Source organism: Aliiglaciecola lipolytica (genome assembly GCF_018860635.1).
GTDB lineage: Bacteria > Pseudomonadota > Gammaproteobacteria > Enterobacterales > Alteromonadaceae > Aliiglaciecola > Aliiglaciecola lipolytica_A.
In genome coordinates, this window is the sequence record NZ_JAHKPT010000021.1 from 510002 (window position 1) to 521793 (window position 11792).

Consider the following 11792-nt stretch of genomic DNA (forward strand, 5'->3'; position numbering starts at 1 on the left):
TTAAAGTGATTAAAGTGATGGGCAATCGCTTGTCTTAAGTAAAACACTATAGATTAGCTAAAATCTATGTTTAGTGGTCACTCTAAATTCAACACTGTTTACATTCGGATCTGAACTAATCGGCTTAATAACATCAATATGAATTACCCGTGCTTCACTGGTACGGGTGGAATAAAATCGAGCTCCAAGGCCTACGGATGTCATTAATGACGATTGCTTTTCTGATGACTCTGATTGGTCAAATACTTTACCGGAATCTATAAATGCAGCGCCACCTAACTCCAATAATTTGTAGATATTAATCTGCGGATAATAGCGGGCCTCAGCGGTAAATTGTGTGCTCTTTGTGGCGTGCTGATATTGCAATGGGTAACCTCGTACACCAGTTTCACCACCTAAAACCACAGGTGAGTCTAAATATTGATTGTCACTTATTACATTGGCATTTTTAAAATATGCCCCCCAATGCTGATTGAACTTGTAGAAATACTCAGCACTGGTTTTGAGTAGGACTCTGTCTTGTTGTTGCGAATTGTTGTATTGCTCGCCTTCAAGTGAGACATCAAAATACACTAACGCATTTTCAGATATTTCGATTCCTTTAGATAAGTTGGATTGCCAGATTAGGCTAGGGGCGTTATCTCTATCTGAAAAATCAGTACCGATACTAGCACTGACATGCCAGCCTAAATTGTAATCTTCGATATGGTTGATTAAGTGCAGATTGGTTAATTTCCTAAAATCTTTCTGCAAATACTCGATGGAAACAAAGGGATAATTAAACTCTCTGTCGTTGGGCAAAAGGTTAGTCTCGTTGAGTGCATTTTTGATTAAATCTGAAAAACGATGTGATTCCCGCGTGTAACCGACACCAAAGCGTAACGTATCTGTGGATGAATTTGTTTGCAGCCATTGCCACGCAATAGTGGAGAATCTTTGTTCATGGCTAAAGCGGTTAGATTGCTGGCCCAATTCGAATTGTGTGTCTATTTGACTGAAATTATCAAACCCTATTTGATATGCATATTGGGTATCGAAACTCACAAATTGCTTATTAATAAATGCAGCCTTTGAGCTGCCATCATCATTGCTCGTTAGTGTGATAGAGGCATTAATATTGTTTTTTAGATAAAGGGGGAATTGGGTATCAAGTCTATAACCCGTGCGCTGTTCATTACTGAAATATTCTATTTCTGCACCTATTCCCAAACCAAGCAAATTACGATCTCTTATACCAATAGCAAACTTATTTTTACCGCCTTTACGACTGAAATCTATGGTTGGCAATAACGTCCAGTTGTCCCAAGTTTCTACCGAAACTAAATTATTCTCATCATATTTTACTTTCGCGTCTCTTATGTATTTTTGATTGCGTAGATGTCGTTCCAGTTCGAGTAAATCATCGTAGTTAACCTCACATTTTTTGAGGAAAAAAGCAGCTTCATTTTCGAGGGTATCTTGCTTGGTTTTGATATGTAGAAAGTTGGCCCAATCGTGTATGAAAATACTGTCATCATCTTCTAAGTTGAATATATCGTTGGGTTTAAAGTGAACCTTGTCAGTTTGACTACACTCCTTTTCTTGCTGAGCGAGCAGCTTAGACGGCAAAAATAAAGTCGCGCAAATTATAATAAAAACAGTGAAAAGGTTTAAGTTCATACAACCACCAATAAATGTATGTATGAACTTTATATTGTTAACCTTAAGAACGGCTTAACAAAAAACCTTTAAAACTCTTAAGTTTACATTTTACGAGAGCTTTTTCATTCTTCTGAGCTCGCCGCGGCACAGTCAGCAAAAGTCTAAATAGGTTAAACAGCTTGTAAAACTACAATTTAAAGCGATTAACTACAGTATGCACTTTATCACTGAGGGCTTTTAGCGCCTGACTAGCTTGGTTTAAGGTGGCTGCCGTTGTGACAGATTGTTCTGAGGCATCGTTTAAATCATTAAGTCGCAAGTTAATGGCTTGCGCGGCTTGAGTTTGTTGCTCTGTCGCTTGGGCTATCTGGCTGTTCATTTGCGACATTTGGCCCATTAATCTTGCAACTTCTTGCAGTGTTTCATTCGCTTCGTTTATGTTTCCTACCGTTTTTTGAGAAGTGTCTTGGCTGGTTTTTACTGCTTCCACTGCGGCTTTAGCATCGCTTTGTAATTTCTCAATCATGGTTTGAATTTCGTCAGTACTATGTCCGGTGCGGCTGGCTAAGGTACGGACTTCATCGGCAACGACAGCAAATCCTCGGCCTTGCTCTCCTGCGCGAGCCGCTTCGATCGCCGCGTTTAATGCTAACAGGTTGGTTTGTTCTGCAATCGCTCGTATCACATCGAGTACGCTACCAATGTTTTCGCTTTGTTTGGCTAATTGAGATACAACCGAATTAACCTGATCGATGTTACTGGTTAATGATTGAATATCCTCTACGGTGCGATTCACCGCTACGGCTCCCGATTGGGCATTGGTTTTAGCATCAGTTGTGGTGTTTTCCGCATTCAATGCACTGCTACTAACTTCGCTAATTTGTTTCGTCATTTGATCAATAGCATCTGCTACTTGTAAGGTGGCGTCACTTTGCTGTTGGGCAAAGGTGTTACTGCTTTGACTAACACTGGCAACCGAATTGGATTGTTCTATTAACTCTTCAACGATTGTGCGCACTTGCAGAAGAGATTCTCGTATTTTGGAGGTAAATTGATTAAAAAACTGGTTTAGCTGGGTTATTTCATCATTTCCTTTTACCGGCAATTGACGGGTCAAGTCTCCCTCACCTTGAGCAATGTCACGCATTCGTTCACTTGCTTCTTGAATCGGCGCAGTAATACTCCTGCTAATTAACCAAGTAGCGCCAAGAATAACAAGCAATCCGATAAAAGCTTCGAGGATATATGAATTACGCAGTTTGGCGTAAAAGGCGTCAAGTTTATCTAAGTAAATTCCCGAGCCTATAGTCCATCCCCACGGCCGGAATTCTTTGACGTAGGATATTTTCGAGGTTGGTTCTTCCTCACCTGGTAGTGGCCAAACATAGGTCACAAAACCACTGCCTTGTTTTTTGACTAATTGCGACATTTCTCGGAAAAACGTTTTCCCATTGGCGTCAGTGCTGTTGTATAGAGACTCTCCATTTAACGCCGGTTTGAAAGGATGCATAATCATATTGGGGGTTGCATCTTGTAACCAAAAATAATTATTGTCGTCGTATCTAAGCTCACTCACAGTTGCAATCGCCATTGATTTTGCATCGTCTTCGCTGAGTTGTTGGGTACTGGCTAATTGATGGAAGTGTTCAATTACGCTGTATGCGACATCCACAACGCTTTTGTTTTCTTTGTAGGCTTGTTGTTCCAGTGCTTCATAATGATGGTTCAACACACTGAAGCTCAGAAGTACCAGTACGAGCACCATTAAAATGACAATAAAACTTAATCGGTATATCAATGAAAAATTGCGTAAAAATATCATTGCTAATTCCTCGACTATTGCAGCCCAACTTTTAGGCGACGCTTGCTGCCGCGTTATGCTTTTTCTTTCAGTCTAGTCTATTTTTGTTGATTCAAAACTTAATCACTTAAAATAGTCTTTAATTGCTGACAAATCATAACCTTTTGAGGAACATAGTTGTTGTAACTGTTGGAAGCTGGCCTGTTGTTTTTGACTCAACGCCCAAAGGTGGACTGCACGAGTGCCACTTCTGCAAAAACAATGGACTAAGCCCTTATGTTGTTCAAGCAAGCGTTTAAATAACGCAATTTGTTGATTTGAGTAAATACCCGATTTAACCGGAATATGCTGATACTCAATTCGAAGTGAACGACATATCTGTTGCCATTGGTGACTATTTATTTGAGTGGCAGACTCATTATCGGGGCGAACATTAATTAGCATGGTTAAGCCATTTTCAACTAACTGTGAGAGTAATTCATTATCGAGCTCACCAGATATTGAAAAGTGGTCGTTTAGGTTGACGATAGGCATGGCAAATCCTGGTTTAAACGTTGGTCATAAAGGTGTAGGCCGATAGCGCAATTAGCCCAGCACCGAATAGGCGCTTTATCACCAATTGGGGAAGTTTATCTGCGATTCGCAACCCGACTAATATTCCGCCTATTGCACAACTGCTGACCAGCGAGATCAACGGCCAATTTAAGCTGATATCAGCATTTTGAAATACTTTTAAGTACTGGGAAAAGCCACTAATACTCTGCATTACAATAATGACTAAACTGGTACCCACTGCCTGCTTGATGGGGATTTTGGCAATAAACATAAGTGCCGGCACTATCAGGAAACCACCGCCTACACCAATTAAGCCGGCTAAGCAGCCCACCAACAAGCTCGCAGGAATTAGCCAAAACCCTGATTGCGGACTGGTTGTTTGGGTGAGGTTAGGGGCGAGCGGTTTGAGCATAAAAAAACTCGCTAAAAGCATTATTACTGCAAAAGTAAGCAGTTGTAATTTTGCGCTGACAAACTGCGCTAAATAAGCGCCTCCATATGCCGCAAACATACTAGGAATGCCAAAATACAATACCAATTTGTAGATGATATTACCTTTTAGATAGTGGGATATAGTGCCAACTAACGCCACTATTCCTACAATAAGTAGAGATTCTGCAATGGCTAACTTTTCAGGTTCTTTGGCAATAAAAATCAGTAAGGGTAAGGTCAATATACTGCCACCGGAGCCCAGTAGCCCAAGACTCAATCCCATAGCAATTGCACCTAACCAAATCATTGGATCGTTCATGGTTTAAGCCAATTTTGTGGTTAACGGAATTTTGAGATACGCAACACCGTTATCCTCGCTATCTGGCAGCAGTCCAGCGCGAATATTAAGTTGAATTGATGGTAGCAGAAGTCTTGGCGCGGCTAATGTTTTGTCACGTTGATTGCGCATATTGACAAAATCCTCTTCAGTGGTGCCATTTTTTACATGGATATTGTTGCGTTTTTGCTGAAATACCGTGGTTTCCCACGCATATTCGTCACGACCTTCGGCTTTATAATCATGAGCGACAAAAATACGGGTTTCGTCAGGTAGTGAAAGTATTTTCTGGATGGACTGGTACAAGGCTTTGGCACTGCCATTGGGGAAGTCTGCTCGCGCGGTACCATAGTCGGGCATAAACAGTGTGTCACCAACAAACACAGTGTCTTCAATCAGGTAGCTAATGCAGGCAGGTGTATGACCTGGGGTATTCATTATTTGAATGTTTAGATGGCCTAAATTGATCATTTCACCGTCACTAAAAAGGTGATCAAATTGACTACCGTCACAAGCAAAGTCTGGTTGTAAATTAAAGATTTTTTTAAAGGTCGATTGGACTTTGCGTATATGCTCGCCTATGCCGATTTCGCCACCACGTTTTTCCTTAATATATTGAGACGCAGTAATATGATCAGCGTGAGCATGAGTTTCCAGTATCCATTCCAAGGATAAATTATTGTCATCTAAATACTTGATCACTTTATCGGCACTGGTGGAGGAAAGCGTGCCGGAATTTGGATCGAAATCTAATACTGGGTCAATAATCGCGGATAGGTTACATGTTTTGTCAGTTACCACATATGTGACAGTATTGGTTGTTTCATCCAAAAATGGTTGAATGATGAGTTTATTCATAATGAATGGCACCTTCTTTGTTTAATTCCGAATGCAATGGAGGATCAAGAGATATTTGCTGATCGATTTTCAGTTGACGTGGAATAATATGAGAGGCAACCAACACGATTTTATGTTGGGCCAATGTGTTGAGTTGGCGGCAGGCAATTTCAATATTGGTTTCATCTAAGGCTTCAAATGGTTCGTCAATCAAAATTAAATTTGCTTTACTTAATAGTGCTCGAGCCAAGCCCAAACGTTTTTTCTCACCGCCAGAAAAACGTCTACCGTTTTCTCCAATCCATTGATTAATATCGCTCATGTAGCCCAAACCAACATCATTCAGGGTTTCAATTAAACATCTATCGGACGCCTCTGGATTGGCAATAAGTAAATTACTTTTTAAGGTATCTGATAAACAAAATGGAAATTGTTCTATGTATAAGCTGTCATTAAGTAACCCTTCAGGCATATCGCTATGGTTGATCAAACGTTTACCTTGGTTGGGGATAAGGCCTGCGACAGCCTGTAAAAAACGACTTTTCCCAGAGCCAGAGCTTCCCACCAGTAAGCTCAAACTTGCTATGTTGAATGTGCCAAACACTTCCGGCATTACTGTATTTTGAGCTTTAAAGTTCGAAACTTCGAGATTCTTAACATGGGGATTAAGTCGCGAAATTGGCACTGACTCTTTTACTAGTTGAGCAATGTTGTTATTGGCAACCTGATAACTTGCCAGCTTGTTTTGAGATTCGATTGAGCGACCCAACCAATCATTTACACTCAGTAACGCCATAGGAATAATCACAAACAAACTGTTTCCTAAGTGAGTACTAGCGTGACTTACTAAAATAAAACACAAGGTTGAGATACTGGTTATAGAGGTCAGCAACGCGGCTAATCTTGTGTGTTGTTGGATTCGGTTTTGTATTTTTCTAATGCTATTTAGTTGTGGTGGTTGCAGTTGATTTTGCATATGCCAGATAGGCGCACTTTCAATATGCTGAATTAAGCGTAATTGTGTCGCTTTTTGATATTTGGCTAAGCGCTTAGCGTTGTGCAAAGTTGTGAGTACTAAAGTGGCGTAAATGAGACTAAATACGCTAAAGAAAACGATTAATGGCCAACTTAATGTCGGTGTAAATACAACAGCACAAAACATAAGTGCGCTGATGGATAATAACACACCTGCATTTTGCCCCACCCAAGCAATCCAAATAGAAGCCACTTCTTCACTTTGATAAGCAAGTGCGTTTAAGGATACATCTCTAGATGTAACATTATTGTCGGCGAGGGACTTGAACACCGATAAACGAATGTCTGCCAAAGAGCCAAGCAAGTGCTGATGGCCAAACAACATACTGAAATAGCCAGACGCAATCCGCAATATAGCAAGGGCGCGGATGATGACAGCCGGTAACATGTAATTGAAGCCTATGCCAGCAATGGCTGAGGCGGCAATAAACCAAGAAGACACCAGTAAAATAGTGAATCCCACCAGAAAGTGCACTATGGCCAGAAACAAACTGACGGCTAATAGCTTTTTATGCTTCATTTGGGATCCTCAATACACCATTTTCAAGTTGCCAATGTTGTGTAAACCAGTGATCTGGAATGGACTTGTGTGATGCCCAAATTACAGTCTTGTGTTGCAAGCGTTGACGCAGCAGTAAACTTAGGATTCTATGCTGTTCCTGAGTCAGGTGAGCAGTGGGTTCGTCGAGAAAAACCACTTCGGGGTTAATCAGTAAGATGCGCGCAAGGGCTAAACGCTGGGCTTCACCGCCGGAAAGTGGAGGGTAGTCACCTAAAGGTGTATCTAATTGCTGTTCAAGTTTGATCGCCCAGTCATTCAGTTCTACGTCGACTAACACCTCCCAAAGCATGTGATCGGCGAAATCGCGCCCTAGGGTGAGGTTATATCTCAGCGTATTATCTAGCACTACGGTATCTTGAGTTAACAAGTAACTTAGCGCAGGGAATTGATGTGAAGCTTCCCTAAAACCCATCAATGCCTCTAGCAAAACGGTTTTGCCTGCGCCGGATTGACCCTCGAGAAATATCCATTCACTGGGCTGGATGGAAATCTTTTTTGCGCAAATATTTGGTTGTTTAACTTGAAAATTAAGCCAATCAATTCCGCTGAAGTTTTGTTGGATGACGTTAGGTTTAACCTCTTGATATATCTCTGCAAACCTTTCCGCACTCGCTTCGGCTTTGGATTTTTGGTGGTAATATCGGCCTAATGTTTTTAATTCGGCAAATAATAACGGTGCAACCAGTAACATAAACAGACCAGTGTGTAGATTCATTGACGGTCCAAATTCAAATTCACCAATTAGACTGAAACCGATAAATACGGCCACCAGTGCAATTGATAAGGTCGAGAAAAAATCTAGAACCGTGGTAGACAAAAAAGCCACAGATACCACTTTCATGGTTTTTGAATTTACAATATTGCTGGCATGACTTAAGCGCATCTGTTGCTCATGATGCTGATTAGCGCTGGTAATCAGCGGCAAGGCTTTTAATCTATCTGAGAACATCGCGCCTAAACGTTCTAAAGCGATAAAATGTTTACGATGCAGTGCCGCAGCGCCTTTGCCGACGATAATCATAAACAAAGGAACCACTGGCATACAAAGCAGTAGAGAAACTGCTACCACGTAATTGATGGGGGCGATCACCAATAAGATCACCAGTGGCGTTATCCCGGCCATCCATTTTTGGACACAGTACTGACTGACGTAATTTCCTACATCAGCAATGTGATCAAAGATTAATTGTTGCCAATAAGCCGACGAGTATCGGCGTATTAATGCAGTTTGTTGTTGTTGCCAAATTGCATGGATATCCGATTCAATTTGGCTTTCAATTTTATTTTTGCAGATAGCCGATAAGCTATCTGCAACGTATACACTGACCAACCAAATACATGATGCGACCGCTAAGTATAAAACCTTGCGCCCATCAAATGCTTGTTGCTCAACAACAATCGACATCATCATTTCGGCAAATAACCAGAATGTGAAGATTTGAGCAATAAACTGTATTAGCCTGACCAAAAACACCTTCATTTGCGGCACGCGAAAATCCATGCTTTGCCGCTTTAACCATTGTATAGCTTGAGGTGTTATTTGATTTTCCATTATGATTCGTCCGTACGATCCATATCTTCTGTTGACTCAAGCCACATGGCGTTAATGATGCCAAATGAGCAAGCCAATAAAACGCCTAAAATCCACGTGAAATACCACATAATCTTTTTCCTTTTACATTAATAAATTGCGTGTGACTTACTTAAGTCCGCTTGTTTTACTCGACCTCTCATGACCCAAAAACCATATGCGGTGTAAAACAGCACTATAGGTACAAAAACACAGGCCACAATAAACATAGTTTGCAGGGTTAAAAATGAAGACGTTGCGTCCCACACAGTCAAACTTGCATCAGGCATGATGCTGCTTGGTAGTAGAAACGGAAACATCGAAAACCCAGCGGTTAAAATGATGCCAGCAATACTTAAGCCACTTGCAGTAAACGCCCAACCACTTTTTCCTTTACTTGAAAACAAGGCAGAGGCGAGTGCTGCAACGATACCTAGAACAGGAGCGACTACCATCCATGGATAAATGCTGTAGTTTTGCAACCATGCACCACTGACAACCGATACGGTTTTATGTAATGGATTACTCGTAGCGGCAACATCTATGGTTGAGGTGATTTGATAACCATCGACTCCCAGGGCTAAATAAACACCTGCTAAAGCGAAAAGCGCCGCACTTGTACAAGCCAATATCACCGCAACAGAGCGCGCTCGTTGATACAGGTCACCATAAGACTTAAGTTGTAACCAAGTTGCGCCATGATTTAGCAGCATGGCAACCGAAACTAGGCCAGTAAGCAAAGCAAAAGGGGTGAGTAAACCAAAGAATGAGCCTGTATAGGTTGATTTCAACGTCTCATCTAACTCAAATGGGATACCCAGTAGCAAATTACCAAATGCCACACCAAATATTAGGGCAGGGATGAATCCGCCAGCAAATAGTGCCCAATCCCACATCATTCGCCACTTTTTATTGGTTAGTTTGCTGCGATAGTCAAACCCAAGTGGACGCATCCAAAGTGCGATTAAGGTTAAGGCTAACGCTAAGTATAGACCGGAAAAAGCAGTCGCATAAATCATTGGCCAAGCCGCAAAAATGGCACCACCGGCAGTGATAAACCATACTTGGTTTCCATCCCAATGGGGACCAATTGTGTTGATCATAACTCGTCGTTCTTGATCGGTTTTGCCAATCAGCGTTAACAATGCGCCTACGCCTAAATCAAAACCGTCGGTAACAGCAAAGCCTATGAGTAATACACCAATTAACACCCACCAGATAACGCGCAGCGTTTCATAGTCAATCATGAGTTTGCTCCTTGAGGTTGTTCATTATTCAGTAATTGAGCGGCTTCTTCTAATTCACGCTCGGCGTCAGCGAAGGTCTCGCTAGGTCCTTTTTTGGCGTACTTTTGCATGAGATAGAAGGCTGCAATAAACATAATTGCGTAGAAAAATGTGTAGGCAATTATTGTAATGACGACATCAGTCACAGATAAATTTGATACCGATGCATGTACGGGTAGTATTTCTGCAATCGACCAAGGTTGACGGCCATATTCTGCTACAAACCATCCGGCTTCAGAGGCAATCCAAGGAAGCGGCAGGCTGTAAAGTGCAAATTTCAACAACCAACGAGGCTTGGTAATCTGATGCTTAGTGGAATAGTAAAACGCAAGGGCGAACAGCACTAACATCGCAAACCCAGATGCAACCATCAGCCTGAAACTCCAAAATAACGGCGCAACTTTAGGGATGCTGTAGTCTACTGCTTGTTGAATAGCCTGTTCCGACGGGTTGCTGACATCTTCGGTAAATGGTTGCAACAACATGGCAAAGCCTAAATTGTCTTTGTGTTGTTCAAAATCAGTGCGCTCATTGACAGTCGCTTCTCCATTCCTGACTTTATCTAGTAAGTCGTAGGCTATAATTCCAGATAAAATTCGTTCTCTGTGACGCTCTTTATGCTCTTTTAATCCGACCACTTCTTCGTCTAGAGAACGAGTGGCAATAATACCCATGGCATAGGGAATTTGAATTGCATAATCGACTGTTTGGGTCTCATCGTTGGGTATCCCAAATAGGGTAAATGCCGCTGGAGCAGGTTGTGTCTCATATTCTGCTTCTACTGCCGCTAATTTTACCTTTTGAACATCACCCAATTCGTAGCCACTTTCATCACCCAATATAATGACCGAAATCACCGAGGCCAAACCAAAACTGGCGGCAATGGCAAAAGAACGTCTAGCAAAAGCAACGTCTTTATTTTTCAGTAGATAATATGACGAAATCGCTAATACAAAAATAGCGCCTGTGACGTATCCTGCAGAAACGGTATGTACAAATTTAACCTGTGCAACGGGGTTGAAAATTACCTCTGCAAAACTAGTCATTTCCATCCGCATGGATTCAAAGTTGAATTCAGCTCCTACTGGAAACTGCATCCAACCATTTGCAATTAAAATCCAAAGTGCTGAGAAGTTAGAGCCAATTGCAACCAGCCAAGTAGTCATTAAGTGTTTTACCTTGGTCATTTTGTCCCAACCAAAGAAAAACAAACCAACGAATGTAGACTCTAAAAAGAACGCCATGAGCCCTTCAATTGCCAAAGGTGCGCCGAAAATATCACCGACATAATGGGAATAATAAGACCAGTTCATACCGAACTGAAATTCCATGGTTAAGCCTGTGGCAACGCCAATGGCAAAGTTGATCCCAAACAACTTACCCCAAAACTTGGTCATTTGTTTGTAGATTTCTTTGCCAGTCAAAACATAAACTGATTCCATTATGGCAAGCATAAAGCTCAGCCCTAAAGTTAATGGAACAAATATGAAATGAAACATGACGGTAGAGGCAAATTGCCAACGAGATAACTCGATAAGAGTCTCGTTCATACTGTTTCTCCTAGTGATTAAAAATGTGTTTGCGCATAAAGAGTTAGCGAAATTTATTATATTCCGAAGATTTCTAACTCGGAGTTGATCTTAATCAACAGAATTGCATTCAACGTGCCAAATTTTGAAATTCATGTAACCATATGAAATTATGAGGGTTTTATTTTTACCATGGCTCTATAGAGG

At 41.4% G+C, this 11792-nt stretch carries 10 protein-coding genes; all 10 read right to left on the reverse strand.

The genetic code is table 11. The features are described 5' to 3' along the window. Positions 1-57: 57 nt before the first annotated feature. Positions 58-1659: a hypothetical protein gene (locus KO530_RS10705; protein ID WP_216048397.1), complete on the reverse strand. Its 1602-nt coding sequence runs from the start codon at positions 1657-1659 to the stop codon at positions 58-60. Between the two features lie 169 nt (positions 1660-1828). After that, the gene (locus KO530_RS10710) at positions 1829-3463 is read right to left on the reverse strand and encodes a methyl-accepting chemotaxis protein (protein WP_216048398.1); all 1635 of its coding nucleotides are present in this window, start codon (positions 3461-3463) and stop codon (positions 1829-1831) included. 102 nt (positions 3464-3565) lie between these two features. Next, the gene (locus KO530_RS10715) at positions 3566-3976 is read right to left on the reverse strand and encodes a TIGR01244 family sulfur transferase (RefSeq protein ID WP_216048399.1); all 411 of its coding nucleotides are present in this window, start codon (positions 3974-3976) and stop codon (positions 3566-3568) included. A 13-nt stretch (positions 3977-3989) separates the two neighbouring features. Further along, the gene (locus tag KO530_RS10720; RefSeq protein ID WP_252729097.1) at positions 3990-4748 is read right to left on the reverse strand and encodes a sulfite exporter TauE/SafE family protein; all 759 of its coding nucleotides are present in this window, start codon (positions 4746-4748) and stop codon (positions 3990-3992) included. A gap of 3 nt (positions 4749-4751) precedes the next feature. Beyond that, positions 4752-5624, reverse strand: coding sequence for an MBL fold metallo-hydrolase (locus tag KO530_RS10725; protein ID WP_216048400.1), 873 nt, complete (start codon positions 5622-5624; stop codon positions 4752-4754). Continuing rightward, positions 5617-7158 carry an ATP-binding cassette domain-containing protein gene (locus KO530_RS10730; protein ID WP_216048401.1) on the reverse strand — a complete coding sequence of 514 codons (1542 nt, stop codon included), beginning with the start codon at positions 7156-7158 and terminating at the stop codon, positions 5617-5619. The genes KO530_RS10725 and KO530_RS10730 overlap by 8 nt, the downstream gene beginning before the upstream one ends. Continuing rightward, entirely contained in the window at positions 7148-8752 is a 1605-nt protein-coding gene (locus tag KO530_RS10735) for an ABC transporter ATP-binding protein/permease (RefSeq protein ID WP_216048402.1), read from the reverse strand. Before KO530_RS10735 ends, KO530_RS10730 begins: the two co-directional genes overlap by 11 nt. Further along, positions 8752-8862, reverse strand: coding sequence for a cytochrome bd-I oxidase subunit CydX (gene cydX / locus KO530_RS10740; protein ID WP_100643419.1), 111 nt, complete (start codon positions 8860-8862; stop codon positions 8752-8754). Before cydX ends, KO530_RS10735 begins: the two co-directional genes overlap by 1 nt. An 18-nt stretch (positions 8863-8880) precedes the next feature. Then, a complete protein-coding gene (gene cydB / locus KO530_RS10745; RefSeq protein ID WP_216048403.1) occupies positions 8881-10017 on the reverse strand; it encodes a cytochrome d ubiquinol oxidase subunit II in 1137 nt (378 codons plus the stop codon). Continuing rightward, positions 10014-11606: a cytochrome ubiquinol oxidase subunit I gene (locus tag KO530_RS10750; RefSeq protein ID WP_216048404.1), complete on the reverse strand. Its 1593-nt coding sequence runs from the start codon at positions 11604-11606 to the stop codon at positions 10014-10016. Before KO530_RS10750 ends, cydB begins: the two co-directional genes overlap by 4 nt. Between the last annotated feature and the right edge of the window lie 186 nt (positions 11607-11792).